This is a genomic window from Marinobacterium sp. BA1, assembly GCF_041155135.1.
GTDB classification, from domain to species: Bacteria; Pseudomonadota; Gammaproteobacteria; order Pseudomonadales; family Balneatricaceae; genus Marinobacterium; species Marinobacterium iners.
The window spans coordinates 3,809,310-3,826,747 of the sequence record NZ_BAAFHC010000001.1; the positions used below are offsets into that span (position 1 = coordinate 3,809,310).

Sequence of the window (17,438 nt, forward strand, 5' to 3'; positions counted from 1 at the left end):
GGAGTCTGCGTCACGATGAAAGCCTCCATACAATACCGGCTTGAGTCCCTTTGCGAGCGTTTTGAGGAGCTGGCTGCGCTGCTCAGCGATGCTGAAGTGATCGCCGATCAGGCCCGTTTCCGAGACTACTCCCGCGAATATTCCGAGCTGGAGCCGGTGGCCCAGAGTTTTTCACGCTGGCAGCAGGCGGTAGAGGACCAGTCCTCCGCCGAACAAATGCTGCAGGAAGACGATGCTGAGATGCGTGAAATGGCGCGCGAAGAGATTGAGTCGGCCCGCGAGCGTATCGAACAGCTGGAAGCCGAGCTGCAGATTCTGCTGCTGCCGAAGGATCCCGATGATCACCGCAACGTCTTCCTGGAAGTGCGTGCTGGTACCGGCGGTGATGAAGCCGCAATTTTTTCCGGCGATCTGTTTCGCATGTACTCCCGTTACGCCGAGCGTCAGGGATGGCGGGTCGAGGTAATCAGTGCCAACGAGGGTGAGCACGGCGGTTACAAGGAGATCATCAGCCGAGTGGTCGGTCAGGATGTCTATGCTCAGCTGAAGTTTGAGTCTGGTGCCCACCGCGTGCAACGTGTCCCCGAGACCGAATCGCAGGGGCGCATCCACACCTCGGCCTGTACCGTTGCGATCATGCCGGAGCTGGACGAATCCGCCGAGATCGAGATAAACAAGGCCGATTTGCGTGTGGATACGTTCCGTGCCTCGGGTGCTGGCGGCCAGCATATCAACAAAACCGACTCCGCAATCCGCATTACCCATCTGCCCACCGGGCTTGTGGTGGAGTGTCAGGAGGAGCGCTCACAGCACAAGAACCGCGCCAAGGCGATGGGGCTGCTGGCATCACGCCTGAAGCAGGCGGAACTGGACAAGCAACAGGCGGCACAGGCCAGCACCCGAAAAAGTCTGGTCGGTTCGGGGGATCGCTCCGAACGTATCCGTACCTACAATTTTCCGCAGGGACGTCTCACCGACCACCGTATCAATCTGACGATCTACCGCCTGAATGAAGTGATGGCTGGAGACCTGGATCAGGTAATCCAGCCGCTGCGCAACGAGTATCAGGCCGAGCAGTTGGGTGCCTTGTCCGGTGAATAAATGCCTGACAGTTGCGGCTGCGCTGGCACGTGCGGCCGATCTTGAAGCGGTCAGCGACAGTGCGCGCCTGGATGTCGAATTACTGCTGTGCGACGTGTTGCAACAACCGCGCAGCTGGCTGTTTACCTGGCCGGAAAAAAGCCTCACTTCTGATCAGCAACAGGCCTTTCTGGCACTGCTTGAGCGGCGCGGGGCCGGTGAGCCGGTGGCGCATCTGCTGGGCTACCGTGACTTCTGGACCCTGCGTCTGCGGGTCAGTCCTGCCACCCTTATTCCACGCCCGGATACCGAAGTACTTGTAGAACAGGCGCTGCTGCGGCTGGATACCGGCCCTGCCCGGGTTGCAGACCTGGGTACGGGAACCGGTGCACTGGCACTGGCGCTGGCCAGTGAGCGACCCGAATGGCAGCTGGTGGCCACCGACCTGCAGCCGGATGCCGTTAAGCTGGCCCAGATCAATGCGGCCGAATATGAACTGGCTAATGTTGAGGTTCGCCAGGGCAGCTGGTGCGAACCGCTGGACGGCAGGTTTGACATGATCGTCAGCAATCCACCCTATATCGATCCGGATGATCCGCATCTGCAACAGGGTGACGTACGCTTTGAACCTTTGAGCGCCCTGACTGCCGAACGCAAGGGAATGGCCGATATCGAACAGATCGCGGCGGCAGCCCGTCAGTACCTGAGCCCGCAAGGGTGGCTGCTGCTGGAACATGGCTACGATCAGGCGCAGGCAGTGCGCCGGTTGCTGCAGCAGCTGGGGTATGCACAGGTGTTCAGTGCCCGCGACTACGGTGGCAATGATCGTGTCAGTGGTGGCTGCTGGCCCGGTGATACAGTCCTGCGAGGTGACAATGCTCAGTGATGATCAGCTGCTGCGTTACAGTCGCAGTATCATGCTGCCGGAGGTGGATATTGCCGGTCAGGATGCCTGGCAGGCCGCGCGCATTCTGATCGTGGGTCTCGGAGGGCTGGGTGGCCCGGCGGCTGCCTATCTGGCCGCGGCGGGTGTGGGTGAACTGGTGCTGGTGGATGATGATCGAGTAGATTTGACCAACCTGCAGCGTCAGATTATTCATGCCGAAGCGGCCTGCGGTGAAGCCAAGGTCAGCTCGGCCGAGGCCAGCCTGAAAGCGATCAATCCGTCTGTCCGGATTACGGCAGTGGATCAGCGGTTGCAGGGTGAAGCGCTGGAGCGTCAGGTGCGTGAAGTGGATCTGGTACTGGATTGCAGCGATAACTTTGCCACCCGTTTTGCGCTCAACAGTGCCTGCTTTGCCGCCGGCGTGCCGCTGGTGTCCGGTGCTGCAATCCGCTTTGATGGCCAGATCAGTGCCTATGATCCGCGTGATGCCGAGTCGCCCTGCTATCGCTGCCTGTATGAAGAGGGTGATGAAGCGTCACTTACCTGCAGCGAGTCTGGCGTGTTTCCTCCGCTGGTGGGCGTGATCGGCAGCATGCAGGCGATGGAAGCGCTCAAACTGCTGGCCGGTATTGGTGAGCCTCTGACCGGCAGGTTACTGCTGTTGGATGGAAAACGTATGCAATGGCGCAGCCTCAGGCTGCGTCCTGACCCTGAATGTCCAGTCTGTAAAAGGAAAACGCGTGATGCAGGATAACAAGATTAAAACACTGCTCGAACGCAGCCATCGTATTGCGCTGGTGGGTGCCAGCGCCAAATCCCACCGTGCCAGTTACCAGGTAATGTCCTATCTGCTGGCCAGTGGCTATGAGGTGATTCCGGTCAACCCGGCGCTGGCTGGACAGGAACTGATGGGGCAGAAGGTTGTGTCGAAACTCTCTGAGATTGAGGGCAAGGTGGATCTGGTCGATATTTTCCGCAACTCAGTGGATGCCGGATACGTTGTGGATGAGGCGATCGAGATTGGTGCCCCAGCGGTCTGGATGCAGCTGGGTGTGATCAACGAAGATGCGGCTGAACGTGCCGAAACAGCGGGGCTTGAGGTGATCATGGACCGCTGCCCTGCAATCGAGATTCCTCGTTTGGGGGTGGTAGCCCCCGCCGCCTGAGGCCTTAGCGGCCCAGCATCATGTTCCGAATCTTGATGTCATCCAGAGTCCGGCGCAGCTGAGAGAGCAGCGCCGGGTCTTCCATGCTTTCCAGCCATTGAGGTTCGCACTTGGCACCGGATTGCAGCAGAAACTGCAGTAATGGCAGGTTGCCTGTGGGCAGCAGCCGAAGTAACAATGTGGTGCCGGTATCGTCAGGCTGGTTGATGTCAGCACCGTGCTCCAGCAGCCGGCTCAGGTGCAGCATCAGCTCAGCATCTCGACAATACTCGATACAGTGATGCAGCAGGGGACGACCGGTATGGATAAGGTTGCTGTCGGCTCCGGCTCTGAGCAGTGCCGACAGCAGGTGAAGACTCGTTTCAGTCTGCCGCAGTGCCAATACGGTCAATGGTGTGCCGCAGGATGCCTTTGGCAGTGGTGCGGGAGTACGCTGAAGCAGCAGCTGCAGAATGCGCGGCTGGCGTGACAGTATGGCCAGTTCCAGCAGCGGTCGGCCATCGTTATTAACCTGCTGCAGCGCGTCTGCCGAGAGCTTGCCCAGCAGTCTGACAGTGCGCTCTTCATCGCCCTTCACTATGGCGGCGGCGAGCTTGTCATAGTGAGATGTAAACAGTGATTTCAGCATATCTGCTTTTACCTCTTTGTGTCCGCCTCAGATCACGCCCAGCAGGCGCAGCAGATAGATTCCTCCGCTGAGTGTCAGCACCGACCCCAGTGTGGTTGTCAGTACGATATTGGCGGCCAGCTGAGCATTGCCGCCCATCGCGCGGGCCATGACAAAACTGGCGGCAGCGGTGGGGCAGCCAAACAGCACCATCATGATTGCCAGCTCTTGCCCCTCAAAGCCGTACAGCCAGGCTCCCAGTGTCAGCACCAGCGGCAGGATAACCAGCTTCAGTGCGGTTGCCCAGAATGCCTGCGATGAGGTGTCGTGCAGACTTTTCAGGTTGAGTGAAGCGCCAATGGTGAGCAGGGCCAGAGGCAGGGTCAGGTTGGCAAAGTAATTGCCGGTCCGGGCCACAACCTCGGGTAGCTGCAATCCAAACCAGGATACCGGAAGGGCCAGCAGCACAGCCAGAATCAACGGGTTTTTCAGAATCTCCAGCAGGGTATCGCTCAGGCGCATCGCTTCGCTGCGTTGCATGGGAATGCTCAGGCAAATGATGGAGAGCACATTGAACAGTGGGATTACCAGCGCCAGCAGCAGTGAAGCCTGAGCCAGTCCATCCTGACCAAACAGGTTGAAGCTGACGGCAAGGCCGATGATGCCGTAGTTGCTGCGAAAGGAGCCCTGAATGAATACGCCCAGATCTTCGGGCGCCTTGATCCAACGTGCAGCCAGCCACCAGATCAGGCCAAAAGAGAGCAGAATGGTGACCAGTACATAGCCCAGCTGTTGTGGATTGAATACGGCATGGAAGTCCATGCGTGCAATGGACATAAATACCAGTGCGGGCAGGGTAATCACGAATACCAGTTTGGAGCCGGTAGCAACGAAAGCATCATCAATCAGTTGTAGGCGACGCAGGAGGTAGCCCAGAAACAGGATGAAGAAGATCGGTGCAACAATATTGGCGGTATAACCCAGTGTTTCGAGGTAGAGGTTCAAAACCACTCTCCATCTGAATGTATCAAAGGGGCTGATTTTAGCGGATCAGGGCATTATTTTCTGGCGGAACGGTGCAGCTTTGGATAGTCGAGCCAGAGCTTACGGGCACACCCGCACTGCAGTGCGGACCAGTGGCTGATCATCAACTGCAGCTGAATGATGGCCCCGGTCGGCAGGCGTTCGGGTGCCTCGGGGCAGAGTTGTTGTACCAGCTCCAGCAGCCCAGGGTTGTGTCCCACCAGCATGGTGTGGTTGACGGAGTTCGGCAGCCTTCGCAGCACGTCCAACAGGGCGGATGCATCGGCTTCATACAGAGTCGGACTGCACAGGGCTTCATCATCGTGCAGGTTGAAGGCGTCCTTCAATGGCTCTGCCGTCAGGCGCGTCCGCAAGGCTGGACTGTAGTGCAGCTGGTCGGGTCTGGGGCCCTGCCGCTGCATGCGCTGCACCAGCCCCGGCAGGTCGCACTGTCCCCGGTGGTTCAGTGGGCGCTCGAAATCGGCCAGGGCAGGGTCGGCCCAGCTGGATTTTGCATGACGAATCAGCGTCAGGATTTTCATCAAGAGTCTCCTCAGGCAGGCTGGCGCAATGGTAATCGGTGGCCCCAAAAGAACAGAGCCAGCCCGGCAACCACGAGCAGACAGCCTTGCCACAGGCTTGCGGTCAGGGGCTCGTCATTCAGCAGGTGTCCAAGCAGCAGGGCGAAGATTGGGGTGATCAGCGTGACCAGCGCCACCGTGCTGGGCGGCAAATGGCGTAAGACATGGAAGTAGCTGACAAAGCCGACCAGTGAGCCGAAAACTGCCAGATACAGGATAGCCCAGAACGAACGACTGTCCGGATCTATCACCAGCGGTTCACCGCCGAGCAGCCACCAGGTCAGGCCAAAACCGGGCAGCGACCAGAGCAAGGCGCCTACGGTATGCGCCAGGGGGTGAGTCTGGGTTCCGGTGCGCTTGACCAGCACTGCGCTCAGACTGAATAGCAAGACGGCCAGAAACAGCAGCAGAAGGCCCGGCAGGCTGTCTCCTCCCAGGGCCAACTCATTGGTAAAGATTACACCCAGCCCGGCAAAGGCGAGTGTACAGGCGATCCAGCGATATGCCCGCAAAGCAGGCTCCTTAAGTATCCACTGTCCGAGAATGGCTGACAGAATCGGTGCCAGGCCGAACATGATCGAAATCAGCCCGGAAGGCACGTAGCGTGACGCGATATAGGTGCAGCACATGGCTCCGAATACGCCAAGAGAGGCGCAGGCATAAGTAGTCTGTGCCTCGCGGTGCAACGGCAGTGGAATTCGCAACAGTCGCAGCAAACCCAGTCCGAGCAAAGAGGCGATCAACATTCTGACCCAGCCGGCCATGACCGGGTCAACGCTTTCACTGCTCCAGGCAATGGTCAGTGGTGTCGTGGACCAGATCAGGACCACGGCTAGATAGGCAATGGGGACCGATGACATAACCGCTCCGTGTCATTAGACCGCGGTTTCAGCGACAGAGGCCGCAGAAACTGCTGCGGCCTTGGTTCAATGGGATCAGGAAAGATCAGGGCTCGGCAGCACGGCACGGCATCGCACCTTTGGTGAGATGCCAAAGGTTTCGACGCGTCGCATGATGGTGAGTGTGCAACAGGCAGGCTGCATGAGAGGGTCCTCGCTGATAGCCATTTATCATCCACCATTGTATGTAAGTGGTCAAGCCGGCAGGGCTCAACCGTCGCGGCTAAACCTTCGCGGAGACTGGTCGTAACGACAGGCATTCAGTTAAGCTGGTGCCAACAGCGCCTGACATCCAGAGCTTCAGGGTGCAGGGCGGTCCTTGAGTACCAGGAGTTGTTGATGAGTGGAGATGCCAGGCGTCAGTTTCGGATCTGTATCAATACCCGGGCGGGTGACCAGGCTGACGCTGATCTGGAGCAGCTGATTCGGCGCCGGATTCCCGAAAACTGCCTTCAGTCCCTGCAACGGCTGAGGCCCAAGACGGCGCTGCTGCCGCAACTGCAACAGCAGGTCCGGGGTTGTATTGAAACGGGGGCCATATTGGTTGTTGCCGGTGGCGATGGAACACTCAATGCAGCAGTCTCTGCATTGGCAGGCAGTGATGTGACGCTCGGTGTGATTCCCTGCGGGACATTCAATTTCTTTGCGCGTGACCGAAACATCCCGGTCGATACCGAGGCCGCACTCGATGTTCTGCTGCATGGGCGGGAGCAGCATTGTCCGCTGTCCTTTATCAATGACATCCCTTTCTGCGTCAGTGCCAGCATCGGCGTCTACCCTCGAATAATTGCGGCGCGAGAGCAGGTCAGTGCGGTGACCGGCCGCAATCGTCTGGTCTCATTGCTTAGTGGAATCTGGGTGTTCCTGACGCGCGCACGGGGGCGAAGGCTCAGCCTTGAGCATGACGGAAAGCAACATGTCGAAACCGCGCCCATGTTACTGGCCAGTGTCAGCCCTACTCAGCTTGAGAGCTTTGACCTGCCGGAGGTAGAGGCTCTGAAATATGGCAAGATGCTCGTGTTTGTCATGCGCTCGGACAGTCCGCTGGCCCTGTGCCGATACCTGTGGGCAAGTCTTAGAGGTGAGCTTAAGCGACTGGAAGAACTCGACTGTTTTCTGACCGAATGCCTGCGGGTCTCGACCCGAAGGCGCAGACTGACCGTCGCGGTGGATGGTGAGCTGCACCGCTGTCGTTCTCCGCTGGTATTGGAAACCCGACATGATGCCTACCGGTGTCTGGTGCCCACAGGAGGCAGGCGATGCGGCTGATTCAACTGTCGGATCTGCATTTTGGTACTGAGCGGCCTGAGGTGATCGAGGCACTGACCGCCACTATATGCAACCTGCAGCCTGATCTTGTGCTGCTCAGTGGCGATATCACGCAGCGGGCGCGGCGGGGGCAGTTTCGACGATGCGAGTCTTTTCTGGCGCAGTTGCCGGCTGCGCCTGTATTGGCGGTCCCGGGCAATCATGATATTCCACTGTTTAATCTCTGGCAGCGATTCTGGGCCCCTTATGCCCACTTTCGATCAAGCTTTGGTCCCAATCTGGCGCCTGAGTATACAGATGCAGATCTGCTGGTCATCGGGGTTAACACGACTCGACCTGACCGACACGTGGACGGTTGCTTCCAGCCGGAAACGGTTGCGCATGTGGAACAACGGCTGAGGCGCAGTTCGGCATCACTTAAAATCGTGATGGGGCACCATCCCGTTGACCGGGTACTGGAAAGTGATGAACGCAATGTCGGTGAGGGCGCGGAAGCAGCGGTACGGCAGTGGAGTGACGCCGGGATGGTGCTGTATCTGGGCGGCCATATCCACTATCCCTTTTGTGCTCCCCTTGAACGGCGTTACCCCGGGGTTCACTCAGAGTGCTGGACCGCTCAGGCCGGGACTGCAATTTCGCGGCGGGTCCGTGACGGCAAGCCAAACTCGTTCAACCTGATTGAGTGGCAATCTCTGCGCCGACAGCTGCAACTGGAACGTTGGGATTACAGTTCATCCAGCAGTAACGGGTTCGGCTGCGCCGAAGCCTTTCAGTTGCCGTTGCGGGGTGAGTCCTCATCGGTCTGAGGGTGAGGACCCTCTGCTTCTGTGGGCTCTGTGCTCTCACTTTCCGCCACAGGTGGCTCAGGCTTGGCCATGAGTTCGCCTTCGTCACCGCTTTCGACTTCAGGCGATGTCGGTTCCTCCCGGAACAGCTCTTCGATCGGTGTATCCACGAACTCTTCATTACGCGGGTCGATCTCGGGAATGACATGTACATCCGGGATGGCTGGAATGAAGTGTTCCTGTGCATCTACCGGCATGGGCGGTACACGATACTGTCGATAAAGGGTAAACACTGCCATGCTGACCAGGGCAACGGCGAGCGTATGGAACAGGGCCTCGGGGCCAAACCGTTCCATCAGCGCTGAGCTGACCAGCGGTCCCAGTACACTGCCAAGGCCATAACTGAGCAACAGGCCTGAGCTGGCGGCAATAATCTGGGAGCTGTCCATCATATCATTGGTGATCGCCACGGCGATTGAGTACACCGTAGAGGCCAGCCCCATCAGCACGCAGAGTGCGATCAGGCGCCAAGTGAAGGGGTCATTGACGGTGAGAGCGTTGGCGGCGCTGGCGAGGCCTGCCAGCACGCAGATCACCAGCAGCACATAGCTGCGCTGCACCCGGTCACAGATCCAGCCAATGGGCCAGGCACAGAGCATGGCCGCGAGAATGGAGGCAAACATGTAGATTGATATCTGGTTGTTTTCAAGGCCTGTCAGGCTGGCGAACAGCGGTACCAGTGAGTAGAAGGAACCGAGGAAAATGCCTCCAGTAAAAGCGGCAACAACACCCAGTGGTGCCAGCCGAAGCAGTTGTAACAGCGACATTTTCTGAGTGGCTTCACTGATCTCGGGGGAATGCATGCGGGACAGTGACAACGGGATGATGCCGGCAATGATAAACAGTGCCGACAGGGTAAAAAGGGCATAGTTGATCGGGTTGCCGTTGCCGATCAGCAGTTGGCCGCCAGCGGCAGCCGAGTAGGCCGCAATCTGGTACATGGAGAAGATTTTGGAGCGGTTGGCGTTGGTGGCCACCGCACTGAACCAGCTTTCTATGGTGATAAACAGCGCCGCGATGGTGAGCCCGCCGATACCGCGCAGAATGCCCCAATACCAGACATTGTAGGTCAGCGGATAGATCAGCGCCGCCATGGCAGCCAGGGCTGCAAATACGGCAAAGGCACGGATATGGCCCACGCGGCGTACAATTCTGTCCGCATACAGTGAACCCACCACAAACCCGGCTGAATAGCACACCATCACCATACCGATGGTGGAAGCATCAATACCGAGCAGACTGAAACGCAACCCGAGCAGGGTGATCAGGAAGGAATTGCCGACAATCAGCAATGTGAGGCTGGCGAAGAGTGCCAGCAGCGAGATCATCAGTAAGCGCATCAGTCCTGTCCGTTAACCGCCGAGATAAGCCTTGCGAACGCTGTCGTCGTTGAGCAGGGCGTTACCGGTTCCGTTCATCACAATGCGCCCATTCTCCAGTACATAGCCCCGGTCTGCAATCTTGAGCGCCTGATGAGCGTTCTGCTCCACCAGAAAAATGGTGACGCCCTCATCCCGGAGTTTTTCGATGATGCCGAAAATCTGCTGAATAATCAGCGGCGCCAGACCCAGTGAAGGCTCATCAAGCAGCAACAGGCGGGGCTTGCTCATCAATGCACGGCCAATGGCCAGCATCTGCTGCTCCCCCCCGGACATGGTGCCACCGCGCTGATTGAAACGCTCCTTCAAACGAGGGAACAGCTCCAGAACATGGTCGAGCTGAGCCTGAGCTTCGCCACGGGAGCGAAAGAAACTGCCCATGAACAGGTTCTCTTCCACGGTCATGCCCGGAAAAATGCGACGTCCTTCCGGTACCACGGCCAGCCCCTTGCGCATGATGTCGGAGGTCTTGAGCTGCTCTATGGGTTTACCGTCAAACATTATCTGGCCGCTCTGGGCACGGGGATCACCACAGATGGTCATCATCAGGGTTGTTTTGCCGGCACCGTTGGCGCCGATAAGGGTCAGGATTTCACCACGGTTCACTTCCAGCGTGACATCGTGCAGTGCCTGGATCTTGCCGTAGTAGGTACAGACCTTGTCCAGTTTCAGCATCAGCTCTCTCCCAGATAGGCCTTAATTACATCCGGATTTTCACGCACTTCAAGTGGAGTGCCGTCGGCCAGAGGTGCGCCCTGATTGATCACCGTAATATGGTCGGAGATCCCCATGACAAGTCCCATGTCATGCTCGATCAATAGAACCGAAATGTCGTGCTCGTCCCGAAGTCGCAGGATCAGTTGATCCAACTCCGAGGTTTCTTTCGGGTTGAGTCCTGCTGCCGGCTCATCCAGCATTAACAGGCTGGGCCGGGTGACCATACAACGCGCAATCTCCAGTCGGCGCTGCTGTCCGTAGGAGAGATAACCGGCTTCGCGATTGGCAAATGTCAGCAAACCTACCTGTTCAAGCCAGAACACGGCCTGCGTCATCGCCTCGGTATGGCGCTTGCGGTAACGCGGCGTATTGAGCAGCCCGGCAAAATAGTTGGTATTGAGGTGTCGATGTTGGGCCACCAGAAGATTTTCGATTACCGTCATGCTGTTGAACAGGCGCACATGCTGAAAGGTACGGACCAGGCCAAGCCGCGATATGCGATGACCTGTGAGCCGTTCGATCGGCTGGTCGCGAAACAGGATCTGACCGCCGCTGGGGCGGTAGAAACCACTGATGCAGTTGAACACAGTGGTTTTGCCGGCCCCGTTGGGGCCGATGATTGAGTGTACCTGACGAGGCTTGACGGTAAGGCTGACATTATCCACCGCCAGCAGGCCGCCAAAACGCATTATCAGGCCCGAGACTTCCAGCAGATTGGTCATGAGGTTTTAAGCTCCAGCTGGGGGCGTTTCATCGGCAACAGGCCCTGCGGGCGCCACAGCATCATCAGGACCATCACGCCACCAAACATCAACATGCGGTATTCCTGAAATTCACGCGCCAGCTCCGGCAAAATGGTCATGGCAATGGCGGCCAGAATGACCCCCAGCTGGGAGCCCATTCCACCCAGCACGACAATGGCCAGAATGATGGCTGATTCGATGAACGTGAATGACTCGGGGCTAATAAAGCCCTGCCGAGCGGCAAAGAAGCAGCCCGCAAAGCCGGCAAAGGAGGCGCCCATGGTGAAGGCCGACAGCTTGATCACGGTCGGATTCAAGCCCAGCGAACGACAGGCTATTTCGTCTTCGCGCAGCGCTTCCCAGGCGCGCCCGATCGGCATGCGCTGCACCCGATTGATCACATAGATGGTGAACAACACCAGCAGCAGTGCAACCAGGTACAGAAAAACCACTCGGTGGCTGCTGTCATAATCGATGCCGAAAAATTCATGGAAAGTCTGGCTGCCTTCGGCGGCTCGGCGACTGAACTCCAGCCCGAACAGGGTAGGTTTTTCGATGCCGCTGATGCCATTGGGGCCACCGGTGACATCGGTCCAGTTGTTCAGCAAAATACGGATGATTTCACCGAATCCCAGCGTCACAATGGCAAGATAATCCCCGCGCAGACGCAGTACCGGAAAGCCCAGAATACACCCGAACGTGGCGGCCATCAGCCCGGCAATGGGCAAACAGGCCCAGAAGGAAAGGCCGTAATATTCCGACAGCAATGCGTAGGTATAGGCGCCTACGGCATAGAAGGCCACATACCCCAGATCCAGCAGCCCGGCGAATCCCACCACAATATTGAGGCCAAGCCCCAGCATGACATAGATCAGCGCCAGGGTGGCCAGGTCCACCGAACCGCGAGACACCATGAAAGGCCAGATGAACAGGCCTAGAACCACCAGTGCAATCAGCCAGGGGGTGAGCCGACTGCGCAGTTGCTCTCGTGGCAGCAGCGCACTGATGTGCGGGGTCGTCAGGCGCTGTTTCAAGGCACTCAGGGGTTGATGAAACAGCTGCACCAGAAAGACGGCCACAACCGCAAACGCGATCCAGCCCCAGGTGGCGGCATCGGCATTGACTACGGTAAGTTCAGGGCCGTCCTGCTCCAGCTTGACACCGATCACCAGACAGGTCAGCAGGAAGGTGACCAGCGCGGAAAACAGTGCCGGGAAAAGTGCTCTCTGCATATTGGCTCCCTCCTATACCTTCTCCACTTCCGGCTTGCCGAGCAGGCCGGTGGGGCGGAACAGAAGAATGAGTACCAGCAGGCTGAAGGCCACCACATCCTTGTACTCGGACGGGAAAAAGGCAGCCGTGAGGGCCTCGGTGACGCCCAGAATAAGGCCGCCGAGCATGGCACCCGGAATGGAACCGATACCCCCCAGTACCGCAGCGGTAAAGGCCTTGAGGCCTGCCATGAAGCCGATGTAGGGGTTGATGGTGCCGTAATAGAGTCCCAGCAGTACGCCCGCTACAGCCGCCAGTGCCGCCCCGATGACAAAGGTAAGCGCGATGATGCGGTTGGTATCGATCCCGAGCAAATTGGTCATCTTCAAATCCTGAGCGCAGGCGCGGCAGGCACGTCCCAGGCGTGAGCGCGAAATGAACAGTGCCAGTGCCGTCATCGAGACCAGCGTCACACTCCAGATGATCATCTGCATCCATGAAATGCTCACCTCAAACAAGGCCGGATCACCGAAGCTGATACCGCCCGAAATCAGCGAGGGCATCGCCAGGTCGCGCGAACCCTGGGCCAGCCGGATATAGTTTTGCAGGAAAATCGACATGCCAATCGCCGTGATCAGGGGTATCAGACGCGGGCCGCCACGCAGGGGCCGGTAGGCCACCCGCTCGATTGCATAACCATAGGTGGATGAAATAATCACCGCCGTGATCAGTGCCAGCAAAAGGATGATCGGTAATGAACCCACCCCCATGGTGATCAGTCCGATGATGGTGATGAAAGCGGTATAGGTACCGATCATGTAGACCTCGCCATGGGCGAAGTTGATCATGCCGATAATGCCGTACACCATGGTGTAACCGATGGCGATCAGGGCGTAGGTTGAGCCGATGGTCAGTCCGTTGATCAGCTGCTGCAGGACATAGAGGGCGGTTTCACTCATCTGCATTCTCCAGACTGCGAGCCCCGTCAGGTAGACGGGGCTCAGACGGGACGGAGGTTATTCGCTGAGAGCGGTCTTGCTGCCATCGGCGTGGAGGCGGTACACCATGAAGGTGGATTCGGTCAGGTCCCCCCTTGCGTCGAAACCAATCTCGCCGATGGTGGTATCAAAGCGGTTGGCTCGAAGATACTCTGCCAGCGCATAGGGGTCGGTTTCGCCAGTGGCCTTGATGGCGTCGGTCATAACCTGTATTGCGGCATAAGCCGGGAACACGAACGGACCTGAAGGGTCTTCATTGCGTGCCTTGAAGGCTTCGGTCAACGCGGCATTTTCCGGGTTCTGGTCAAAGCTTTTCGGGGCGGTGGCCAGTACGCCTTCCATCGCCTCGCCTGCAATGGCAGCCAAGTCCGAATTCACTACCCCCTCAGGACCCATGAACGGTACATCAAAGCCCTTTTCACGGGACTGTCGCAGAATCAGCCCCAACTCCGGGTGGTAACCGCCGTAGTAAACGAAATCAATATTGTTGCGCTTGAGCTTGGCGATCAGCGCCGAGAAGTCCTTGTCGCCAGGAGTAACACCTTCAAACATCTCGGCTTCGATGCCATCGGCAGCCAGCAGATCCTTGACGGTTGTGGCAAGGCCTTCACCGTACTGCTGTTTGTCGTGAATAACGGCCAGCCGCTCCGGTTTGACGTGATCACGGATATGCGCCGCCGCCAGGCTGCCCTGAAGACTGTCCAGGCCGATGGTGCGGAAAATCAGCTCATATCCCTTTTCGGTAATGGTGGGAGAAGTGGATGCGGCGGTGATCATCAATACGCCCTCTTCCTCGTAAATATCCGAGGCCGGTTCAGTTGAACTGGAGCAGAGGTGGCCGATTACGTGCCGAATATCATCATTGACGATGCGGTTGGCGACGGCCACAGCCTGTTTGGGGTCGCAGGCATCATCGTAAATAATGCCTTCAAGCGTCTGACCGTTGATGCCACCGGCCTCATTGATCTGGCGGATCGCCATCATCGCGCCGATCTTTTGCATGTCACCATACTGGGCAACGGGGCCGGTAACAGGGCCTGCAATACCGATTTTCAGAGATTCAGCCTGTACGCTGGAGACTGCGGCCAGCAGTGAACCTGCCGCCAGCAGGGTTTTTCCGAAAGATCCGAACGTCTGCTTCATGTTATTCCCCTATGGGCTTCTAGTCAGGGCGGCTGTCCCGGCTGAGGTGCCGCCTGTTATATTTGTTGGTGACTATCGGTTTGATTATTACACAGTTTTTTTATATCTGCGTAACCTCGATAGGTGGCCCCTGCAGGATCTGCTACACTCGCGCCATCATACGGGGCCGCGATTGAAACCAGCAAAACCCTTGCCACTTTTAACACCCGGGAGGTGCCTATGCGCGCGTATTTCTCATCTTGTTTTCTGTTCATGTTCCTGCTTGCACTCCCGTTGGGAGTGCAAGCAGACAGTTTGGGTGAAGCGGCGATAGAGGCTTATATCGATAGCCTGGGGCCGGTGCGGCAGCTGGGTGAAAAGCTGCAGGCCGAAGGCAAGCAAAGCTTCCTCGAACGTGAAATCACACCGCGCAACGGTGAGCTGTTTGACCCCCACACCCGGGGGGTAAAAGTGTTGCAGCGAGAATCAGCTGATGACTACAGCGAGCTGGGTCGGATTGTGCGCCAATATGGCTTTACCAGTGCGGAGAGTTGGGCGCTGACCGGTGACCGTGTTGTGCTCGCTTACGGTGCGATCAAGGCCGAGGCGGAAAGCCCTGAAATCCTGCAGCTGGCACAGCAGATGCAGGGAATGGATCCGCAAATGCTGCAGCTGGTGCCACCGGAGATGCGTCAGCAGATGGAGCAGGCGGTGAGTATTGCACGCACACTGGCGCAGGTACCGGCGGCAGACAAGCAGAGTGTTAGGCCCTACACAGCTCAATTGGACCGTATTTTTTCCCAACCCTGAACACCAAAGTAAGGAGAGGCGGCATGTCCTCACTGGTTTATTGCACTGCCCAGTTTAAGCCTCGGCCCGGCAAGGAAGCCGAGCTGTTTCGCGCATTACAGATGCTGGAACCCAACGCCCACCGTGAAGATGCCTGTGTGCAGTACACGGTGACGCGTCAAATCAGCAGCCCCTTTGCCGAAGGCACCAGTTTTCCGATTGTGTTCCACGAAATCTGGAGCGATATGGAAAGCTTTGAGGCGCACTGCCAACGCAGGGAAATCGTCGAATTCTTCGAGCGTTACTGCAAGGCTGAAGATGGTCTGGCCGAAGACTGGAATGTTTGTATATATACTGACGAGCCGGAAAACTTCGACGCGCCCCAGTTCGGATAGGTCTTTGCACCATTTAGGTGCGGTTTTCCGGCCGACGGACCCGTTCTAGCCCTGACAGCGCGGTGAGTGGGACTGGTCCGTTTCTTGCTTGAGTCCTTCTGTATCCGAGTAAAGTTAGCGGTCATGGATAAACGGAGGCAACCATGGGCACACTTGCGGCTGATTTCGGTGGACTGACAGCGCAACTCTTTGAACTTGTTCAACAGCGGGCAACAGGCACCCTGTTTGTGGTCAGTGCAGATAATCATGCGGCTCAGGTTGTGCTGTCCAAGGGGCAACTGCTGGGTGTTGCATATAACGGGCTGCACAATGAAAACGCGGTGGCTCAGCTGGCCAGTCTGGCACCACTGCGCTTTTCCTTTACACCCGAGCTGATCTATCCACTGATGGAAACCCTGTTGCCTGACCAGGCGGAGCAGTTGCTGGAACGCCTGGGGTATCGCGACACGCCGGCTGTTGCACATCCGCTCGTTGAAGAGGACGAGCCGACCGACTCTGTGGCAGCGCCGGATGGGTCCAGAACCCCACTGATGGTGTACCGCGGACGTGTGATTCAGGGGTAACCCTATTGACACTCAAGCTGACAGGCCTATCCTGAATTTGACACCTTTGTCTGTTGAGGTTGATCCGTTGCGATCAAAATTTGCCTGTTGGTTTCATGTTGCCGAGATGCCTTCGGCAAGAACGATCGGAAAGCCGACCGTTCTGTTTCTTTTGGCAGTATTGCTGTTTTACGGTTTTGAGGGCGGTGCAGTCCCCAAACCGGGAGACGAAAGCCTTGCCGTCAACAGTACCGATTTGCTGCTGGATAACACCCAGACTGACACCGATTTGTTTCTGCCGCAGCCATTACACACCTCCTGTGACAGCCTGCCTGCTCCTTGTCTCGACGAAATAGCTGATCAAAGGGAATCAACCTTTGAGGCTTCTTACCGGTCACGCGCACCGCCGTTCGCCTGCTTTTGTGGCAGCCATAACACTATCGGCTAGAGGCCGATCTGGATTACCGAACGAAGCGCTGGTACAGCGCGAGGAAAAGAACATGAAGAACTACCATGAGTTGAAAACCATCGGCCTTGAGGACTACACCCGCCTTGCTGAAGGTGCAGATCACGCCATCACCAACCTGGATTCACCGGCACAACTGGTGATGACCGATTTTCGTCAAACACCACCACTGACCATGAATCTGACCGAAAGCATCAGTGATGCCACCCAGGCGATGCGCAAGGTGCATGTGCGTTCGGTCATCGTCACCGACAGCAGCAAGGCTTTCCGCGGCATCCTGACCGTGATCGATCTGGAAAGTCGCAAGGTGCTTAGCCAAGCTACCAGCCTGGGCCTCAAGCGTGAGGACCTGAGTATCAAGGACGTGATGGTCAGTCGTGACAAGCTGCGCGGAGTGCCGTTGTCAGCCCTGCAACAGGGTACCATCGGCGATCTGCTCAAGACGCTGCGTCATGAAGGTAGCATGCACATGCTGGTGGTTGACCCGGAGTCACAGGAGATCTGCGGCATTATTTCTGCCAGTGAAATTGCCCGTCGTTTGCAGGTGCCGGTCGAAATCAATCTTCAGGCGTCCAGTTTCCGCGATCTTGTGGATGTGCTTTTCGGTCGTGGAGAGTCCGTTTGATCCCTTTGTTAACGGACCCTAAGTTCACGGGGCGTTGAATGAGCGTGGCTGAGGTTGGCACAGGTCAATCTCGGCTACTGCAGGATCTGCCATA

General features: G+C 57.5%; 21 protein-coding genes. 11 read left to right on the plus strand and 10 right to left on the minus strand.

Annotated features, from left to right (window positions below; all coding sequences use genetic code 11):
- Positions 1-15 precede the first annotated feature (15 nt).
- The 4 genes from prfA to ACAM29_RS18330 are packed head-to-tail and all read left to right on the plus strand — an operon-like array spanning position 16 to position 3,132.
- Entirely contained in the window at positions 16-1,101 is a 1,086-nt protein-coding gene (prfA, locus tag ACAM29_RS18315; protein ID WP_354408594.1) for a peptide chain release factor 1, read from the plus strand.
- Positions 1,094-1,966, plus strand: coding sequence for a peptide chain release factor N(5)-glutamine methyltransferase (prmC, locus tag ACAM29_RS18320; protein WP_369624989.1), 873 nt, complete (start codon positions 1,094-1,096; stop codon positions 1,964-1,966). Before prfA ends, prmC begins: the two co-directional genes overlap by 8 nt.
- Positions 1,956-2,720, plus strand: coding sequence for a molybdopterin-synthase adenylyltransferase MoeB (moeB, locus tag ACAM29_RS18325; protein ID WP_206836119.1), 765 nt, complete (start codon positions 1,956-1,958; stop codon positions 2,718-2,720). Before prmC ends, moeB begins: the two co-directional genes overlap by 11 nt.
- A complete protein-coding gene (locus tag ACAM29_RS18330; RefSeq protein ID WP_091827262.1) occupies positions 2,710-3,132 on the plus strand; it encodes a CoA-binding protein in 423 nt (140 codons plus the stop codon). Before moeB ends, ACAM29_RS18330 begins: the two co-directional genes overlap by 11 nt.
- A 4-nt stretch (positions 3,133-3,136) precedes the next feature.
- Here ACAM29_RS18330 and ACAM29_RS18335 read toward each other — a convergent pair whose 3' ends face one another.
- The 4 genes from ACAM29_RS18335 to ACAM29_RS18350 are packed head-to-tail and all read right to left on the minus strand — an operon-like array spanning position 3,137 to position 6,203.
- A complete protein-coding gene (locus tag ACAM29_RS18335) occupies positions 3,137-3,760 on the minus strand; it encodes an ankyrin repeat domain-containing protein (protein ID WP_369624990.1) in 624 nt (207 codons plus the stop codon).
- Positions 3,761-3,787: 27 nt separating this feature from the next.
- Positions 3,788-4,744 carry an AEC family transporter gene (locus tag ACAM29_RS18340; RefSeq protein ID WP_206836112.1) on the minus strand — a complete coding sequence of 319 codons (957 nt, stop codon included), beginning with the start codon at positions 4,742-4,744 and terminating at the stop codon, positions 3,788-3,790.
- 53 nt (positions 4,745-4,797) lie between these two features.
- Positions 4,798-5,304, minus strand: coding sequence for a histidine phosphatase family protein (locus tag ACAM29_RS18345; protein ID WP_369624991.1), 507 nt, complete (start codon positions 5,302-5,304; stop codon positions 4,798-4,800).
- An 11-nt stretch (positions 5,305-5,315) separates the two neighbouring features.
- Positions 5,316-6,203: a DMT family transporter gene (locus ACAM29_RS18350; RefSeq protein WP_369624992.1), complete on the minus strand. Its 888-nt coding sequence runs from the start codon at positions 6,201-6,203 to the stop codon at positions 5,316-5,318.
- A gap of 378 nt (positions 6,204-6,581) precedes the next feature.
- Between ACAM29_RS18350 and ACAM29_RS18355 the strand changes: the two genes are divergently transcribed.
- Together ACAM29_RS18355 and ACAM29_RS18360 are read left to right on the plus strand one after the other, a co-directional pair.
- On the plus strand, positions 6,582-7,511 hold the full coding sequence (locus ACAM29_RS18355) for a diacylglycerol kinase family protein (RefSeq protein ID WP_206836104.1): 930 nt from the start codon (positions 6,582-6,584) through the stop codon (positions 7,509-7,511).
- Positions 7,502-8,317 (plus strand): metallophosphoesterase, encoded by an 816-nt coding sequence (locus ACAM29_RS18360; protein ID WP_369624993.1) that lies wholly within the window; start codon positions 7,502-7,504, stop codon positions 8,315-8,317. Before ACAM29_RS18355 ends, ACAM29_RS18360 begins: the two co-directional genes overlap by 10 nt.
- Here the strand turns inward: ACAM29_RS18360 and ACAM29_RS18365 are convergent.
- From ACAM29_RS18365 to ACAM29_RS18390, 6 genes are read right to left on the minus strand one after another with little or no spacing between them, the layout of a single operon-like run.
- Complete coding sequence (locus ACAM29_RS18365; protein ID WP_369624994.1) at positions 8,281-9,696, minus strand: MFS transporter; 1,416 nt, start codon at positions 9,694-9,696, stop codon at positions 8,281-8,283. The two genes, ACAM29_RS18360 and ACAM29_RS18365, sit on opposite strands and share 37 nt — an antisense overlap.
- 12 nt (positions 9,697-9,708) lie before the next feature.
- A complete protein-coding gene (locus ACAM29_RS18370) occupies positions 9,709-10,410 on the minus strand; it encodes an ABC transporter ATP-binding protein (protein WP_369624995.1) in 702 nt (233 codons plus the stop codon).
- Positions 10,410-11,174 carry a high-affinity branched-chain amino acid ABC transporter ATP-binding protein LivG gene (livG, locus tag ACAM29_RS18375; protein WP_369624996.1) on the minus strand — a complete coding sequence of 255 codons (765 nt, stop codon included), beginning with the start codon at positions 11,172-11,174 and terminating at the stop codon, positions 10,410-10,412. The genes ACAM29_RS18370 and livG overlap by 1 nt, the downstream gene beginning before the upstream one ends.
- The gene (locus tag ACAM29_RS18380) at positions 11,171-12,427 is read right to left on the minus strand and encodes a high-affinity branched-chain amino acid ABC transporter permease LivM (RefSeq protein WP_369624997.1); all 1,257 of its coding nucleotides are present in this window, start codon (positions 12,425-12,427) and stop codon (positions 11,171-11,173) included. The genes livG and ACAM29_RS18380 overlap by 4 nt, the downstream gene beginning before the upstream one ends.
- Positions 12,428-12,439: 12 nt before the next feature.
- Positions 12,440-13,366 (minus strand): high-affinity branched-chain amino acid ABC transporter permease LivH, encoded by a 927-nt coding sequence (gene livH / locus ACAM29_RS18385; RefSeq protein ID WP_369624998.1) that lies wholly within the window; start codon positions 13,364-13,366, stop codon positions 12,440-12,442.
- Positions 13,367-13,423: 57 nt separating this feature from the next.
- Entirely contained in the window at positions 13,424-14,548 is a 1,125-nt protein-coding gene (locus ACAM29_RS18390) for a high-affinity branched-chain amino acid ABC transporter substrate-binding protein (RefSeq protein WP_091827274.1), read from the minus strand.
- Between the two features lie 219 nt (positions 14,549-14,767).
- Between ACAM29_RS18390 and ACAM29_RS18395 the strand changes: the two genes are divergently transcribed.
- From ACAM29_RS18395 to ACAM29_RS18415, 5 genes are all read left to right on the plus strand, one after another.
- Entirely contained in the window at positions 14,768-15,337 is a 570-nt protein-coding gene (locus ACAM29_RS18395) for a hypothetical protein (protein ID WP_091827275.1), read from the plus strand.
- A gap of 23 nt (positions 15,338-15,360) precedes the next feature.
- A complete protein-coding gene (locus ACAM29_RS18400; RefSeq protein ID WP_091827276.1) occupies positions 15,361-15,711 on the plus strand; it encodes a putative quinol monooxygenase in 351 nt (116 codons plus the stop codon).
- 143 nt (positions 15,712-15,854) lie between these two features.
- Complete coding sequence (locus tag ACAM29_RS18405; protein ID WP_091827277.1) at positions 15,855-16,274, plus strand: hypothetical protein; 420 nt, start codon at positions 15,855-15,857, stop codon at positions 16,272-16,274.
- A 106-nt stretch (positions 16,275-16,380) separates the two neighbouring features.
- A complete protein-coding gene (locus tag ACAM29_RS18410; protein ID WP_369624999.1) occupies positions 16,381-16,701 on the plus strand; it encodes a hypothetical protein in 321 nt (106 codons plus the stop codon).
- Positions 16,702-16,753: 52 nt separating this feature from the next.
- Complete coding sequence (locus ACAM29_RS18415) at positions 16,754-17,344, plus strand: CBS domain-containing protein (protein WP_091827279.1); 591 nt, start codon at positions 16,754-16,756, stop codon at positions 17,342-17,344.
- The last annotated feature ends 94 nt before the right edge of the window (positions 17,345-17,438 follow it).